Source organism: Staphylococcus sp. HMSC061G12 (assembly GCF_001838465.1).
GTDB lineage: Bacteria > Bacillota > Bacilli > Staphylococcales > Staphylococcaceae > Staphylococcus > Staphylococcus simulans.
The window spans coordinates 44,168-61,613 of the sequence record NZ_KV836998.1 but is presented as its reverse complement, the minus strand read 5'-3'; the positions used below and the strand labels follow the sequence as shown (position 1 = coordinate 61,613).

At 36.8% G+C, this 17,446-nt stretch carries 10 protein-coding genes and 1 riboswitch; of the genes, 8 read left to right on the top strand and 2 right to left on the bottom strand.

Annotated features, from left to right (window positions below; translation table 11 throughout):
- Positions 1–54: 54 nt before the first annotated feature.
- Complete coding sequence (locus tag HMPREF2937_RS00255) at positions 55–351, bottom strand: HesB/YadR/YfhF family protein (protein ID WP_002480863.1); 297 nt, start codon at positions 349–351, stop codon at positions 55–57.
- 184 nt (positions 352–535) lie between these two features.
- Positions 536–1,144 carry a glycerol-3-phosphate 1-O-acyltransferase PlsY gene (plsY, locus tag HMPREF2937_RS00250; RefSeq protein WP_023015251.1) on the bottom strand — a complete coding sequence of 203 codons (609 nt, stop codon included), beginning with the start codon at positions 1,142–1,144 and terminating at the stop codon, positions 536–538.
- A gap of 292 nt (positions 1,145–1,436) precedes the next feature.
- On the opposite strand from plsY, the gene parE reads away from it, so the two are divergent.
- The 8 genes from parE (at position 1,437) to mprF (ending at position 17,145) form a co-directional block, all read left to right on the top strand.
- Positions 1,437–3,437, top strand: a complete 2,001-nt coding sequence (gene parE, locus HMPREF2937_RS00245; protein ID WP_002480865.1) for a DNA topoisomerase IV subunit B — start codon at positions 1,437–1,439, stop codon at positions 3,435–3,437.
- Entirely contained in the window at positions 3,434–5,857 is a 2,424-nt protein-coding gene (gene parC / locus HMPREF2937_RS00240) for a DNA topoisomerase IV subunit A (RefSeq protein ID WP_023015249.1), read from the top strand. The genes parE and parC overlap by 4 nt, the downstream gene beginning before the upstream one ends.
- Positions 5,858–6,143: 286 nt before the next feature.
- Positions 6,144–7,607, top strand: coding sequence for a glutamine transporter AlsT (locus HMPREF2937_RS00235; RefSeq protein WP_002480867.1), 1,464 nt, complete (start codon positions 6,144–6,146; stop codon positions 7,605–7,607).
- 264 nt (positions 7,608–7,871) lie between these two features.
- On the top strand, positions 7,872–8,732 hold the full coding sequence (gene glcT / locus HMPREF2937_RS00230; protein ID WP_037556387.1) for a glucose PTS transporter transcription antiterminator GlcT: 861 nt from the start codon (positions 7,872–7,874) through the stop codon (positions 8,730–8,732).
- A 128-nt stretch (positions 8,733–8,860) separates the two neighbouring features.
- Positions 8,861–10,885: a glucose-specific PTS transporter subunit IIBC gene (gene ptsG, locus HMPREF2937_RS00225; RefSeq protein WP_070863787.1), complete on the top strand. Its 2,025-nt coding sequence runs from the start codon at positions 8,861–8,863 to the stop codon at positions 10,883–10,885.
- A gap of 121 nt (positions 10,886–11,006) precedes the next feature.
- The gene (ptsG, locus tag HMPREF2937_RS00220) at positions 11,007–13,085 is read left to right on the top strand and encodes a glucose-specific PTS transporter subunit IIBC (protein ID WP_057510540.1); all 2,079 of its coding nucleotides are present in this window, start codon (positions 11,007–11,009) and stop codon (positions 13,083–13,085) included.
- 163 nt (positions 13,086–13,248) lie between these two features.
- Entirely contained in the window at positions 13,249–14,475 is a 1,227-nt protein-coding gene (locus tag HMPREF2937_RS00215) for an AI-2E family transporter (RefSeq protein WP_031262556.1), read from the top strand.
- 144 nt (positions 14,476–14,619) lie between these two features.
- Complete coding sequence (mprF, locus tag HMPREF2937_RS00210; protein WP_070863786.1) at positions 14,620–17,145, top strand: bifunctional lysylphosphatidylglycerol flippase/synthetase MprF; 2,526 nt, start codon at positions 14,620–14,622, stop codon at positions 17,143–17,145.
- Positions 17,146–17,342: 197 nt separating this feature from the next.
- Positions 17,343–17,440: riboswitch (SAM riboswitch) on the top strand.
- Positions 17,441–17,446: the final 6 nt, after the last annotated feature.

Here is a 17,446-nt window from a genome sequence, read left to right as displayed (position 1 = left end):
TTAGGAGTCAGAACATTTATGTCCCGACCCCTTTATATGTGTTTAGAGATGCTATTAAAATTTGAAAGTAATTTCATCTTTGTCATCAACATCGATAGTTATTGATACATCTTCAAAGTACCATAAGTCTTTTTCGGCAATAATGATGTCTACACCGTCATAGTCTTGTTCAAATCCAATTTCAATGGGTTGATCATTGCGGTTATCAATATTGAATGCAGGGCTGAAACCTTGTTTGATTTGAGGTTCTCCGCCATAACGCACAAAGATGTGAATGGCTTTTCCTTCTTGAGGTAATTCAAACTCATCTTTGAACCAGTTGATTGCTTTATCTGTCAATTTCAATTCCATGGTAAAACTCCTCTCATTATTACCAAATATTATGCTGCATATAAAGATTTATATATAAGAGTATAACCGTTATAACACCATGATTAACCTTAAATGCTCAATTTCTTTAAAAAGTATAGAACGGATTTGACAAAATTTTGTATAGTTATAAAAAACCGGAACACATTTTGTCCCGGTTTGTGGTTTACATCCATTTAATTTTAGGCTCTTCACCTTTGAAGATTCTTATAATATTTGTACGGTGTCTGATAATCAATAAGACAGCAACGATGATGCTGACACCTAATAAGATATAATCTTGAATAATGAGTGATCCGATGACACAGCAAATAGCTGCGACGATACTTGATAAGGATACGTATTTAGTCAGTTTTAATGTAATAAAGAAGATAGCTGCTAAGATTAAGAGTAAAATCGGAGCAACACCTAATACGACACCCGCACTGGTTGCGACAGCTTTTCCGCCTTTGAATTTAAGAAAGACTGGGAAAACATGTCCGACTATCGCAAATACACCGACAATCATACCATGTGTAAAGAACTCACTGATAGGTCCTGTCGTATGGATTGGGAACCATAGTGGAAAGAAAACTACAATAAAACCTTTAAATATATCTAAGAAAGTTACAGCAAATCCGGCTGGTCGTCCTAACACACGAAAACTGTTAGTAGCACCGGTATTACCGCTTCCATACTGTCTTATATCTTTTTTGAAAAATAATTTTCCGATTATGATACCGCTTGGGAATGAACCTACTAAGTAGGCGAGCAGCAGCATGAGTACAATCATCATTGACCTTGACACTTCCTTTATTGACGATAACGTTATTTTACCACACTCCAAGACTTTGAAGTGGACTGTTCTGTTATTTTCACGACACATTCTCGTTATATATAGTTTAAGCGACAATGTTCGATTTTCATAGTAACAAAATCTTTTATCGAAAGAAATCTTTTTTCGTTAGGTTGTAAAATGTTATCACATGCAAATCAATTTCTGACTTGCATTTTGATTTGATTTAAGTAAGAATGTTTATTGTAATGTTTTATAAACGAACGTACGTTTGTAGGAGGCGAAGAATCGATTGGCAACAAATAAACGACAAAACTATTCGGACGATTCTATTCAAGTACTTGAAGGATTAGAAGCAGTCCGTAAAAGACCAGGAATGTATATTGGGTCAACCGATAAACGTGGTTTACACCACTTAGTATATGAAATCGTAGATAACTCAGTAGATGAGGTATTGAACGGTTATGGTAATGAAATCAAAGTGACTATCAATAAAGACGATAGTATCACAATAGAAGATAACGGACGCGGGATGCCGACGGGAATTCATAAATCTGGTAAACCGACAGTCGAAGTTATCTTCACAATCTTGCATGCCGGAGGTAAGTTCGGCCAAGGCGGCTACAAAACATCAGGCGGCTTACATGGGGTAGGGGCTTCTGTAGTTAACGCATTGAGTGAATGGTTAGTCGTTGAAATTTATAGAGACGGCTTTATTTATGAACAGCGTTTTAATAAAGGGGGATTACCTGCCACTGGTTTAGAGAAAAAAGGAAAAACACGTAAAAAAGGAACGAAAGTAACGTTCAAACCTGATCCAGAAATCTTTAAATCAGCCACATCATTCAATTTTGATACATTAAGCGAACGCCTACAAGAATCAGCCTTCCTTTTAAAAAATCTAAAAATCACTTTAACAGACTTACGTTCTGGTAAAGAAAGAGAAGAAATTTATCATTATGAAGACGGCATCAAAGAATTTGTGTCTTACGTCAACGAAGGCAAAGAAGTTTTACATGATGTTGCGACGTTTTCAGGAGAAGCCAATGGTATCGAAGTCGATATCGCTTTCCAATACAATGATCAATATTCTGAAAGTATCTTAAGCTTTGTCAATAACGTACGTACTAAAGACGGCGGTACACATGAAGTCGGATTTAAAACTGCGATGACACGTGTGTTTAATGATTATGCGCGTCGCATTGGTGAATTAAAAGCTAAAGATAAAAATTTAGATGGTAATGATATTCGTGAAGGCTTAACAGCGATTATTTCTGTCCGTATTCCTGAAGAGTTATTACAATTCGAAGGACAAACGAAGTCTAAACTAGGTACGGCGGAAGCAAGAAGTGCAGTAGATAGTGTAGTCGCAGAGAAACTACCTTTCTACTTAGAAGAAAAAGGACAATTATCTAAATCACTTGTCAAGAAAGCAGTGAAAGCACAACAAGCCAGAGAAGCTGCACGTAAAGCACGTGAAGATGCACGTTCTGGTAAAAAGAACAAACGCAAAGATACTTTATTGTCTGGTAAGTTAACACCAGCACAAAGTAAAAATACAGAGAAGAAAGAACTGTATCTTGTAGAGGGTGACTCTGCAGGTGGTTCTGCTAAACTCGGTCGTGACCGCAAATATCAAGCTATTTTACCATTACGTGGTAAGGTTATTAATACTGAGAAAGCACGTTTAGAAGATATCTTCAAAAACGAAGAAATCAACACTATCATTCATACGATCGGTGCAGGTGTAGGAACTGAATTCAAATTAGAAGACAGCAACTATAATCGTGTCATTATTATGACCGATGCCGATACAGATGGTGCACATATTCAAGTTTTATTATTAACGTTCTTCTTTAAATACATGAAGCCGCTTGTACAAGCAGGCCGTGTCTTTATTGCCTTGCCGCCACTTTACAAATTAGAAAAAGGCAAAGGTAAAGCGAAGAAAGTAGAATATGCCTGGACAGATGATGAACTAGAAAATCTTCAAAAACAATTAGGCAAAGGTTTCAGCTTACAACGTTATAAAGGTTTAGGTGAGATGAACCCTGACCAATTGTGGGAAACTACAATGAATCCAGAAACGCGTACGTTAATTCGCGTTAATGTTGAAGATGAAGTTCGTTCATCAAAACGTGTGACGACGTTGATGGGTGATAAAGTTGCACCACGTCGTGATTGGATTGAACGACATGTACAATTTGGTATGCAAGAAGATCAAAGTATTCTAGAAAACGAAGAAATCGAAATTCTAGATCAAGAAGCATACGATGAGGAGGAAGTAAATTGAGCGAAATCATCCAAGACCTTTCGTTAGAAGATGTCATTGGCGACCGCTTCGGCCGCTACAGTAAATACATCATCCAAGAACGTGCCCTCCCAGATGTCAGAGACGGTTTAAAGCCGGTACAACGTCGTATATTATATGCGATGTACTCAAGCGGCAATACATTTGATAAAAACTTCCGTAAGAGTGCCAAAACAGTCGGTGATGTTATCGGACAATTCCACCCTCATGGCGACTCTTCTGTTTATGATGCGATGGTGCGTTTAAGTCAAGACTGGAAATTGCGTCATGTGTTAATTGAAATGCATGGTAATAACGGGAGTATTGATAATGACCCGCCAGCTGCGATGCGTTATACCGAAGCGAAACTCAGTCAACTTTCTGAAGAATTATTACGCGACATCAATAAAGAAACAGTTTCGTTTGTGCCGAACTATGATGACACTACAACAGAACCGATGGTATTGCCTGCGCGTTTCCCTAACTTATTAGTGAACGGTTCCACAGGGATTTCTGCAGGTTATGCGACAGATATTCCGCCGCACAACTTAGGTGAAGTCATTAATGGAACTTTGAAGTTCATTGATAATCCAGATATTACAGTGAATCAGTTAATGAAACACATAAAAGGGCCGGATTTCCCGACTGGCGGCATTATTCAAGGTGTCGACGGTATTAAAAAAGCATATGAAACAGGTAAAGGACGTATTGTCGTTCGCTCTATGGTGGAAACTGAAACGTTACGTAACGGCAGACAAGAATTAGTAGTGTCTGAAATTCCATATGAAGTGAATAAAAGTGCGTTAGTCAAAAAGATTGATGAATTGCGTGCAGATAAAAAAGTGGATGGTATTGTCGAAGTACGTGATGAAACAGACCGTACGGGATTACGTATTGCGATTGAATTGAAAAAAGATGTTAATAGTGAAGCGATTTTAAACTTCTTATACAAAAATACAGATTTACAAATCTCTTATAACTTCAATATGGTCGCAATCAGTGAAGGACGCCCTAAACAAATGGGCATCCGCCAAATTATCGATAGTTACTTGAATCACCAAATTGAAGTTGTGACGAAACGTACACGCTATGACTTGTTCCACGCTGAAAAGCGTATGCATATTGTTGAAGGCTTAATGAAAGCTTTATCTGTGTTAGATGAAGTCATTGCGATTATCCGCGGATCTAAAAACAAACGTGATGCGAAAGATAATTTAGTCGCAGAGTTTGACTTCACTGAAGAACAAGCAGAAGCTATTGTGACATTGCAATTATATCGTTTAACAAACACTGATATTGTGGCGCTTGAAGCGGAACATAAAGAATTAGAAGAGCAAATCAAAGGCTTACGTCATATCTTAGATAACCACGATGCTTTATTAAACGTGATTAAAGATGAATTGAAAGAGATTCGTAAACGTTTTAAATCAGAACGTTTATCTCGTATTGAAGCAGAGATTTCTGAAATTAAAATCTCTAAAGAAGTGATTGTGCCGAGTGAGGAAACAATTTTAAGTTTATCTAAAGATGGTTACATCAAACGTACTTCAATCCGAAGCTTCAATGCGAATAAAGTAGAAGAAGTCGGATTAAAAGAGGGCGACAGCTTATTACGTTACGTAGAAACGAATACGCAACATATCGCTTTAGTCTTTACAGATAAAGGCCGTTATCTCTACTTACCGGTGCACAAACTATCTGATATCAAGTGGAAAGACCTTGGTCAGCATATTTCACAACTTGTGCCGATAGAAAATGATGAACGTGTCATTGATGTCTTTACTGAACCAGATTTCAAACAAGAAGCGGATTATTTAATGGCTACGAAAAACGGTATGATCAAGAAAAGTGAGTTAGGTCTGTTTAAGACAACACGTTTCAATAAACCGCTGATTGCGATGAAATTAAAAGATGATGATGTAGTGATTAATGTGATGCGTATTGAATCACCGCAATTACTCTCAGTCATTACACATACAGGTATGTCATTAACTTATAGTTCGGATGAATTATCAAGTACTGGTTTACGTGCTGCAGGGGTAAAATCGATTAACCTTAAAGATGATGACTACGTAGTGATGACACAAGTCGTACATCCTGATAATACGATTTTAATGGCAACACAAAGAGGTGCAGTTAAACGTATCGGCTATCAAGTGTTAACAGAAGCTAAACGTGCACAACGCGGTATTAAACTGTTGAAAGAACTAAAAAGCAAACCGCATCGTATCGTAGGTGCTGATGTGATTGAAAATCCAGCTGCGACGTATACATTGTATTCAAACAAGGATACTTTCACAGGTACTGTCGGAGATGTACATTTAACAGAACAATATACAAATGGCTCATTTGTGGTTGATGTAGATAGCTTCGGAGATGTTGAAGCATTATCTGTATCAGATATGAGTGAACCTGAAGCATAAATTTAATGAAGTAAAGCTGTTCAAAAAGGGACGTATATTCCTTTTAATTTGAACAGCTTTTCTTTGTGAAGGATAAGGTTTTTCAAAAAATTATAGTCAGATAATTGCTAAGATGATAAAATATAGAGTAAATCAAATGAAATAACAAGTGGTAGCACATTCTTTTAGAATCCTGCCTCTTGGTATTTTTTTATTTAAGTGGTGTATATTGAAGAAAGCAGTCGATATATTCCATTGTTATGTATCAGATATACATAAATATTTAACAGAATATGAGGTAATAAATGTGAAAGATTTTGATAGTTTAGTACCTGGTTGGTTTAAAGCATTTGTTGAAGTAGGGAATGACCTGATTTGGTCACAATACTTAATCGGTTTACTGCTGACTGCAGGACTTTTCTTTACAATCAGCTCCAGGTTTATACAGTTTACGTCATTTGGAGAAATGTTTAGAGCGTTAGTGGAAAAACCTGAAACATTAGATAGCGGTGAAAAAGGGATTTCACCTTTCCAAGCTTTCGCAATCAGTGCAGGGTCTCGTGTAGGTACGGGTAATATTGCCGGTGTTGCGACTGCAATTGTCTTAGGTGGTCCTGGTGCAGTCTTTTGGATGTGGGTCATCGCGTCTATCGGTGCTGCCAGTGCGTTTGTAGAATCCGTTTTAGCACAAGTTTATAAAGTACCTGATAAAGCAGGCGGTTTCCGTGGGGGACCAGCGTACTATATGACAAAAGGATTGAATCAAAAATGGTTAGGTGTCTTATTTGCGGTATTAATTACGATTACATTCGCTTTTGTGTTTAATACAGTACAAGCCAATACCATTGCAGAATCATTGAAAACACAATATCATATCAGCCCAGTCGTAACAGGTATTGTCCTTGCAGTATTAACAGGAATTATCATTTTCGGTGGTGTAAGAAGTATTGCAACATTGTCTTCATATATCGTTCCGATTATGGCAATTATTTATATTGGTGTGGTATTAGTCATCTTAATCATGAACTATGACCAAATCATTCCAATGATTTTAACAATTTTCAAGAGTGCATTTGGGATTGAACAAGCGACTGGCGGTGCAGTCGGTGCGGCAGTATTACAAGGGATTAAACGTGGTTTATTCTCAAACGAAGCCGGTATGGGTTCTGCGCCGAACGCGGCAGCAACAGCAGCTGTACCACACCCAGTAAAACAAGGTTTACTTCAGTCATTAGGTGTATTCTTCGATACAATCTTAGTATGTACTGCAACAGCAATCGTTATTTTATTATACGGCGGTTTACAATTTGGTGAAGGTGCACCACAAGGGGTTGCGGTAACACAATCAGCATTGAACGAACATTTAGGCAGTGCAGGCGGTATTTTCTTATCTGTCGCAATTACATTGTTCGCATTCTCATCTGTTATCGGTAACTACTATTATGGTCAATCTAACATTGAATTCTTATCTTACAATAAAACGGTGTTATTTATTTTCAGATGTTTAGTTGTATTATTAGTCTTCTTTGGTGCAGTTGTGAAAACAGAAACAGTATGGAGTACTGCGGATGTCTTCATGGGCTTAATGGCAATCGTCAATATTATTTCTATCATTGCCTTGTCTAACATTGCACTGGCTGTGATGAAAGATTACCATGACCAACGTAAAGCTGGTAAGAAACCGATCTTCAAGCCAGAGAACTTGGAAATCAATTTATTTGGTATTGAATGTTGGGGCGATCCAGCTAAACAATTATCACGTAAAAAATAATAAATAGAGTATGAGTTGAATAAGAGATTCAACCATTTGCTTCCCTTATCACACACATTATGTGTTGTTGATAAGGGATTTTATTTTTTTAGAAGTATAAAAAATGACAAATTATTGTATTTCTAGAGAAGAAAAACATGAAATAATAAAAAATAGTCCAAGTATGTACAAGGATATGGTAAAATAATTTCTAATTCAGCGCTATCAATAGTGAAATGGGCTATAATGAATAGGATAGAGTATTGAGGAGAAAAGGTGATCTTCATGAGCAGCTACGTGATAGAGAAAGCATTAAATAATAACGTCATCATCTGTAAAGATGAAACACAACAGCACGAAGTCGTTCTTATCGGAAAAGGTATCGGTTTTAATAAGAAAAAAGGGATGCGCTTATCTGACAAAGCAATGATTGATAAAGTTTATAAATTAGAACATAAATCTGAACAAGAACATTATAAAGCATTAGTAGAGATGGCTGATGATGATGTTTTACAATCAATTATTGAAGCGATTGATATCATCACGAAAGCGGATCGCTCAGTTGATGATAATGATTTAGTCGTCGCGTTAACGGATCATATCTTGTTTGCGTATAAACGTATCAAACAGCAGCAATTTATTAAAAATCCATTCTTAATTGAAACGAAACAGCTATACCCTGAATCATATCAAATTGCGGTTCAAGTGATAGAGCATTTAAACGGCTTGTTAGATATTGATTTTCCAGATGATGAAATCGGCTTTATCGCGTTACATATCGCAAGCAGTAAAGATGATTTAACTTTAAGCGAAGTAAGATTGACGAATGAGATTATCAATAAAAGTGTTCAAATTATGGAACATGATTTAGGTTATACAATTGATACAAGTTCGATTATCTATCAACGCTTTATCCGCCATATCCAATTCTTAATCAGACGCTTGCAAAAAGGTGAAACAATTCAAGTCAATGAAGATTTCGGAAACATGTTGAAAGCGCATTATCCCGTGTGCTATAATATAGCTGTTAAAATCATTAAAATGATGCAGCAGCATCTTGAAGTTCCTGTCTATGAAGCGGAACTCTCGTATCTGACGTTGCATATTTATCATTTTGCGAATAAAAATCAAAATCATAACGTGTAACTAATTCGATTAGGCATGAGTCATGAAAGTTGGTCGTACTTCCAGCTTTTATTACTCATGCCTTTTTTTCTTTGCTGCTATGTCGCTAGGTGATGTTTACAACTTTATAAATTTAGGAGGAAACTTTTATGTGGAAAAAGTTTTTCGGTCAATTGCAACGTATTGGTAAAGCGTTAATGCTTCCTGTTGCGATCTTACCGGCAGCGGGTTTACTTTTAGCATTAGGGAACGCCTTTCAAGGCGATGCGCTTCAAAGTTTACTGCCTTTTATTAAAGTAGAAGGTGTTCAAAACGTTGCGAAAATGATGGAAGGTGCCGGTGGGATTATCTTTGATAACTTGGCCATTATCTTCGCATTAGGTGTCGCAATCGGGTTGGCCGGCGGAGATGGTGTTGCAGCTATCGCAGCATTCGTCGGTTTTATTGTATTAAACAAAACAATGGGAATGTTCTTAAATGTAACACCTGAAAAAGCAGCAGATGCTGCAAAAGGTTTTGCGACAGTATTAGGAATTCCGACACTCCAAACGGGTGTGTTTGGCGGTATCATTATCGGGGCTTTAGCGGCCTGGTGTTATAACAAGTTCTATAACATCTCGCTGCCAAGTTATTTAGGATTCTTCGCAGGGAAACGTTTCGTACCAATTATGATGGCGACGTTATCATTTATTTTAGCGTTTCCAATGGCGATTGTTTGGCCATTTATCCAAGGCGGCTTAAACGCATTCAGTGAAGGTTTATTAGCATCAAATACAGGATTAGCTGTATTCTTATTCGGTTTCATTAAACGTTTATTGATTCCGTTTGGTTTACACCATATTTTCCATGCACCGTTCTGGTTTGAATTCGGTTCATATAAAAACTTGGCGGGTCAAATCATTCATGGTGACCAACGTATCTTTATCGAACAAATTCGTGATAACGTACCTTTAACTGCAGGTAAATTCATGCAAGGTGAATTCCCAGTTATGATGTTCGGTTTACCAGCAGCAGCACTTGCGATTTATCAAACAGCGAAAAAAGAAAATAAAAAAGTGGTTGCTGGTTTAATGTTATCTGGTGCTTTGACATCATTCTTAACAGGTATCACTGAACCTTTAGAATTCTCATTCTTATTCGTAGCACCATTATTATTCTTCATTCATGCAGTATTAGATGGTTTATCATTCTTAATTCTTTACTTATTAGATGTGCACTTAGGTTACACATTCTCTGGTGGATTTATTGACTTCTTCTTACTCGGTATCTTGCCGAATAAGACACAATGGTGGTTAGTTATTCCAGTTGGATTAATTTATGCGGTTATTTACTATGTTATCTTCCGCTTCGTCATCCAAAAAATGAACTACAAAACACCAGGTCGTGAAGACAAAGAGATGCAGACATCTACAGTTTCAACAAATGAATTACCATTCAAAGTGTTAGACGCGATGGGTGGCGAATCTAACATCAAACACTTAGATGCATGTATTACACGTTTACGTGTAGAAGTAAATGATAAAGCAAAAGTAGATGTACAAGGTTTGAAAGATTTAGGTGCTTCAGGTGTGCTTGAAGTCGGTAATAACATGCAAGCGATCTTTGGTCCGAAATCAGATCAAATCAAACATAATATGCAACAGATTATGGATGGTAAAATCACATCTCCTGAAGAAACTACAGTGATTGATGAAGGCGATGCAACAACGAAAGTAGCGCAAACAGGTGACGCAGTGATTTATGCACCGATTACAGGTGAATTAGTAGATATTACAGAAGTACCAGATAAAGTATTCTCTGAAAAAATGATGGGCGACGGTATCGCAATCAAACCAGATAATGGCGATGTTTATGCACCATTCGACGGTACTGTGAAAATGGTCTTCACAACAAAACATGCGATTGGTATTGAATCAGAAGATGGCGTGGAATTATTGATTCACTTCGGTTTAGAAACCGTTAAACTTGAAGGTCAAGGTTTCGACATCTTAGTTAAAGAAAACGATAACTTCGTTTTAGGCCAACCTTTAATGAAAGTCGACTTAGATTACATTAAAGAACATGCTGAAAGTACGATTACACCAATCGTCGTTACAAATTTAAATGATCGCACATTAGAAGTGTTACAACATGGCCATGTTAACCATGGTGATAAAGCAGTCTTAATTAAATAGAAACAGCTACACAGAAACAACACCTTAGACACTTTAATCGATGCGTCATGCACATTGAGCACGAGCTATGAAACTCTAGGAGGTTTCTAGCTCGTGCTTTTTTTATACAAGGAGGTTATCTATGAAACAGTTATTCAAATTCTTTTTTGGACAATTACAACGTATTGGTAAAGCCTTAATGCTGCCAGTGGCGATTTTACCTGCAGCTGGGATCTTACTGGCGTTCGGTAATGCGATGCACAACGAACAAATCTTACACTACGCACCTTGGATGGAAAATCATTATATTCAGATGGTCAGTCAGATTATGGAAGTATCTGGTCAGGTCATCTTTGATAACCTGCCATTACTCTTTGCGATGGGAACAGCACTTGGTTTAGCAGGTGGTGATGGTGTTGCTGGTATTGCGGCACTAGTCGGTTATTTAATTATGAATGCGACCATGGGTAAAGTCGTAGGTATTACAATTGATGATATTTATTCTTATGCTGAAGGGGCTAAAACGTTAGGACAATCAGCAAAAGACCCGGCACATGCTTTGATATTAGGCATACCGACCTTACAAACAGGTGTATTCGGCGGGATTATTATCGGGGCTTTAGCAGCGATATGTTACAACCGCTTCTACAACATTCAACTTCCTCAATTTTTAGGATTCTTTGCTGGGAAGCGATTTGTACCGATTATTACATCATTAGTCGCAATCGTGACAGGGATTGTTTTAAGTTTTGTATGGCCACCTGTTCAAGATGGCTTAAATAACTTATCTAATTTCTTATTAGGTAAAAACTTAGCTTTAACGACATTTATTTTCGGGATTATTGAACGTTCACTTATTCCATTTGGTTTACATCATATCTTCTATGCACCATTTTGGTTTGAGTTCGGACATTATACAAATGAAGCGGGTAACTTAATTCGTGGTGACCAACGTATTTGGATGGCACAATATCAAGATGGTGTGCCATTTACGGCAGGGGCTTTTACCACAGGTAAATATCCATTTATGATGTTCGGTTTGCCAGCAGCAGCGTTCGCGATTTATCGTCAAGCGAAACCAGAACGTAAAAAAGTAGTCGCAGGTTTAATGTTATCAGCAGGGCTTACAGCCTTTTTAACAGGGATTACAGAACCATTAGAATTCTCATTCTTATTTGTAGCGCCGATTCTTTATGTTGCACATGTCATTTTAGCAGGTTCTTCATTCTTAATTATGCATTTATTAGGCGTTAAAATCGGTATGACCTTCTCAGGCGGTTTTATTGATTATATTTTATATGGCTTATTATCATGGGATCGTTCCAATGCGTTATTAGTGATTCCAGTCGGTATTTGTTATGCAGTTGTGTACTACTTCTTATTCACATTCTTAATTAAGAAAATGAACTTGAAAACACCAGGTCGTGAAGATCAAGAAGTGACACAAACGAACGTGTCAGTGAGTGAATTACCATTTAAAGTATTAGATGCGATGGGTGGTAAAAACAACATTAAACATTTAGATGCATGTATTACACGCTTACGTGTAGAAGTGAATGATAAGTCTCAAGTGGATGTTCAAGAATTAAAAGATTTAGGAGCATCAGGTGTCCTTGAAGTCGGCAATAATATGCAGGCGATTTTCGGACCGAAGTCAGATCAAATCAAACATGATATGCAACAGATTATGGATGGCAAGATTACGTCTCCGTTAGAAACGACAGTAACAGAAGATGGAGATACAGAAACAGCAGAAGTTGTAGCTGAGGGCGGTGCAGTAATTTATGCGCCGATTACAGGTAAAGTCGTTTCACTTTCAGAGGTGCCTGACCAAGTCTTCTCTGGCAAAATGATGGGAGACGGTTTTGCGATTCAACCATCTAAAGGTGAAGTCTACGCACCATTTGATGGTACAGTGAAGATGATCTTCCCAACCAAACATGCACTGGGTTTAGAATCTAAAGACGGCGTAGAATTATTAATTCATTTCGGCTTAGAAACCGTTAAATTGGAAGGCCAAGGCTTTGATATTTTAGTTGAAGCAGGGGATAAAATTGTACTGGGCCAACCGTTGATGAAAGTAGATTTAGATTATATTGAGAAACATGCGGATAGTACTATCACACCGATTATCGTCACAAATCAAGAACAACCAGAAATAGAGTTGGTTCATGAAGGTGAAGTGACACATGGGGATAAAATCGCTATAGTCAAACCATAGTAAATCAAACACAAACTGGTGTCTAAATTCTTTTAGGCATCAGTTTTTATTTTTAGGGTTAGGGGTAAAGAGTAGCGTTGAAGGGAATGATAAATAAAAAGTTTCTTTTTTTACAAAATAGCGATAAAATATGATTAATCAATAGCAAGGAATGGTGAAGTACATGGAAAATAATGATAAACCGAAGCGTTTTTCGCTGAGTGAAACACGGTTTATGAGATTTATCGGAGGCAAGAACTTGATGTTCGGTCTTCTGATGTTGATTATGATTGGATTAACAATATTTATATTTGATAAAGTATCGTACATATTCCACCCGTTTGTGATTATATTCAATACGATTGCAGCGCCGGTTATTTTAGGTTTGATCTTATTCTACTTGTTAAATCCAGTTATTCAATTTATGGAACGTTATAATATCCCAAGACTATGGGGGATTATTATTCTGTTTTGTTTTGCTGCAGCGGTGATTGCGTTAGTAGTTAATTTACTAATTCCAGTCATTAGCGACCAAATCAAAACGTTCGCGCATAACTTCCCACGTTATGTAGATAAATTTAATGAAATGGTTGATCAAGTAACCAGCTGGTCGCATTTTGCGGGTATGTCTGATTTCTATACGCAAATTCAAGATCAGCTTGATAAAATAGCGAAGAAAGTACCGACAATGGTTTCAGATTTCTTTGATGGTTTCGGAACGAAGATTATGTCAATCGCTGAAGCGGTTGTGAATATTGGTGTGGTTATCGTCACAACACCATTCGTACTCTTCTTCTTCTTAAAAGATGGTCATCGCTTCAAAGCAGGTTTAACAAAAGTGATGCCACCGAAATATCGTCAAGATGTGCATGAAGTAATTGAAAGCATGAGCTTACAAGTAGGTTCATATATCCAAGGTCAAATCATTGTATCATTTTGTATCGGTATCTTACTCTTTATCGGTTATTCGATTATCGGTTTAGATTACAGCTTAGTTTTAGCGAGTATTGCGGCAGTCACTAGTGTGGTTCCTTATTTAGGACCAACCATCGCAATTTCTCCAGCTATTATTATGGCGTTGATTACATCACCGATTATGTTAGTAAAATTAATTGTTGTGTGGACAGCAGTTCAATTTATTGAAGGTCACTTTATTTCACCTAACGTTATGGGTAAAACATTAAAGATTCATCCTTTGACAATTATCTTTGTATTATTATGTGCAGGTAATTTACTTGGTATTGTGGGTGTCATTCTCGCAATTCCTGGTTATGCGGTCATTAAAGTGTTAGTCACACACTTATTCGGTATGTATAAACGTCGTTATAACCGTTATTATGGTCAAGATTCAGGACCTTATGAAGTTGCTGATGATGAGTGGGCAGATAATCCGAATAATCAATTGAAGTAAAGTAACGTATAAGGCATGACACTTTTGTTAGGTGTCATGTCTTATTTTTTTGGTGCTTTGACATATAGTTATGTGGTAACATTTTGGTATATTATAAATCATTTCATGAATTGCTTGAAATGGTGTGAGGAATTGAGGGAAACAATGTCAAAACAATTAAAAGGTCGATTAATCACCGGTGCGAAAATTGTGTTTGCGACTGTTCTTTTTATCTTAGTTGTGACGACTTTATACAAAGAACTCTCAACCATGAACTTTAAAAAATTATTTGTACTGTTTGAAAAATTGAATCGTGTTGAATTAACGAGTCTGTTAGTTGCTGGTGGCTTATCTATATTATTATTAAGCCTGTATGATGTGACGATGGTACGGACTTTAAAATTGAAAATGTCTTTATTTAAAGTATTACGTGTCAGCTATATTATCAATGCGTTGAATTCTATTATCGGATTTGGAGGCTTTATAGGTGCGGGTGCACGTCTATCAGTCTATAAACCTTACGTGAAAGATACGAAAACGTTATTGCATTATATTTCATTGGTTTTATTATCGATGTTGACTGGTTTAAGCATGCTGTCGATTCTAGTCGTGACCCATGTCTTTAATGCGAAACATTTACTGAATGATTATCCAGTAGTACATGTTTTACTCTATGTGGTCGCATGTTTCTTGCCTGTATTTATCTTTATCACAATTAAAAAACCAGTAGAACTGTCTCGCCGTTTTACAGGTGTCTATTTAACACTAGTGTCAGGTGTGGAATGGTTAGCCGCAAGTTTTGTACTCTATTTTGCATTACGAATTGTCAACTTAGATGTGTCATTCACATCATTTGTCGGTATCTTTATTATTGCGGCGATTGCCGGGTTAATCAGTTTTATTCCTGGTGGTTTCGGGGCATTTGATGTCGTGATTTTAGTCGGCTTGAAGCACTTGAATTTACCAGAAGAAAAAATTGTCTTAGCGTTGATGTTATATCGTTTTGCGTATTATATCATTCCAATGATTATTGCGTTAATCTTATCAATGTTTGAGTTCGGTACTTCAGCTAAACGTTATATTGAACAATCGAAGTACTATACACCAGCAAAAGAAGTGACTTCATTTTTATTTTCATATCAAAAATCTATCACTTCTAAAATTCCATCGCTTTCTTTAGCGGTACTGGTCATGTTTACGAGTTTAGTCTTTATCTTAAATAACGTCAGTATTATTTATGAAGGCTTATATGATCCGAACCATATGTTTTATTATATTGTGGTGACGATTCATACGAGTGCTTGTTTAATTCTGATGTTGAACGTTCGCGGTATCTTTAAACAAAGCCGCAGAGCCATATTATTTGCGATGGTTTCTATCGTGTTGATCTTTGTGATTACAGTGTATACGAATACCTCATTTTTATTAATTACGTGGTTGCTTGTGGTATTTGGTTTATTGATTTATGCCTTTATGAAAGCACAAGTCTTAAAACGTCCGATTCGTTTACGCCATATAGTTTCAATGCTGATTATTAGTATTGTTATGTTGACACTGAATCACTATATGATTGTCTTTGTATTAGATGCGGTAGATGCTTATCGTATTGAAGTAGATAACTCAATGTTACGTTATTACTTATGGTTGACCATTCTGGTGGTTATTATTATCGTGACGTTTATTGTCTGGTTATTTGAAAATGCGTATCGTAAAGATTATCCAGCCAATGATATCGAACAGTGTGAAGCGATTATCGAAAAATTCGGCGGCAACTATTTAAGCCATTTGCTTCATAGTGGAGATAAAACTGTGTATATGGATGAATCGAAAGAAGCGTTTGTGATGTATCGCTTTAAACTTAACTGTATTGTGGTATTAGGTGATCCGATTGGTAATCCTAAACGATTTAATGATTTGTTTGAATCGTTGTACCATTATGCTAGAGATTTGGGTTATGAAGTGATTTTCTATCAAGCGACAAATCGTCATATGCCGCTATATCATGATTTTGGTAACCAGTTCTTTAAATTGGGTGAAGAAGCGGTCATTGATTTAACAACATTTACAACTTCTGGTAAAAAACGCAGAGGATTCAGAGCAACGTTAAATAAACTAGAAGATCAAAATGTCCATTTTGAGATTATAGAACCGCCATATACAGATGAATTCCTTAAAGAGTTAGAAGATATTAGTGATCAATGGTTAGACGGTAAAAATGAAATGCATTTCTCAGTCGGCCGTTTCACACATGATTATTTATCTAAAGCACCGATTGGAATTCTAAAAGAAGAAAATGGCCGTGTCATCGCATTCTGCAGTTTAATGCCGACGTATTACAATGATTCCATTTCAGTAGATTTAATTCGTTGGTTGCCAGATGTAGATTTACCGTTGATGGATGCGCTCTATCTGCATATGTTGTTATGGAGCCAAGAAAAAGGCTACAAAGCATTTAACATGGGTATGGCGACCTTATCTAATGTCGGTCAAAATGAATACTCATATTGGAATGAACGTGTCGCAGGTAAAATCTTTGATAACTTTAATACGTTATATCGCTTCAGCGGTTTAAGACGTTATAAAGATAAATTCAAACCAGAGTGGGAACCACGATATTTAGTTTACTCAAGACATAGTTCTTTATGGCAAAGTATGATTAAAGTATTGTTAGTGATTCGCTCTAAACACTAGTTGAACCGTTTCATACTGCAAGGTGCATATAAAGATCGAGGCCAAAAAAGTCTCGGTCTTTTTTTAATGGTTTACGATTAAACGTATGTAAACTTTGTTATCCAAATATTTTATTTTAATCCAAAATTCAGAAAACTAAGAAAAGTCTATTGACATTGTCTGAATTTCAGTCTATACTCTGAATAAATTAATAAAAAAACTTATCAAGAATGGTGGAGGGACTGGCCCTACGATACCAGGCAACCTATTTAAGTTAGGTGCTAATTCCAGCAGGTGAAGACCTGAAAGATAAGCCCGTAGC

Excerpts from the sequence above, each read along its gene's own strand:
- HMPREF2937_RS00255 (WP_002480863.1), bottom strand. The coding sequence starts at position 351 with ATGGAATTGAAATTGACAGATAAAGCAATCAACTGGTTCAAAGATGAG.
- plsY (WP_023015251.1), bottom strand. The coding sequence starts at position 1,144 with ATGATGATTGTACTCATGCTGCTGCTCGCCTACTTAGTAGGTTCATTC.
- glcT (WP_037556387.1), top strand. The coding sequence starts at position 7,872 with ATGAGCAGCTACGTGATAGAGAAAGCATTAAATAATAACGTCATCATC.
- ptsG (WP_070863787.1), top strand. The coding sequence starts at position 8,861 with ATGTGGAAAAAGTTTTTCGGTCAATTGCAACGTATTGGTAAAGCGTTA.
- ptsG (WP_057510540.1), top strand. The coding sequence starts at position 11,007 with ATGAAACAGTTATTCAAATTCTTTTTTGGACAATTACAACGTATTGGT.
- HMPREF2937_RS00215 (WP_031262556.1), top strand. The coding sequence starts at position 13,249 with ATGGAAAATAATGATAAACCGAAGCGTTTTTCGCTGAGTGAAACACGG.
- mprF (WP_070863786.1), top strand. The coding sequence starts at position 14,620 with ATGTCAAAACAATTAAAAGGTCGATTAATCACCGGTGCGAAAATTGTG.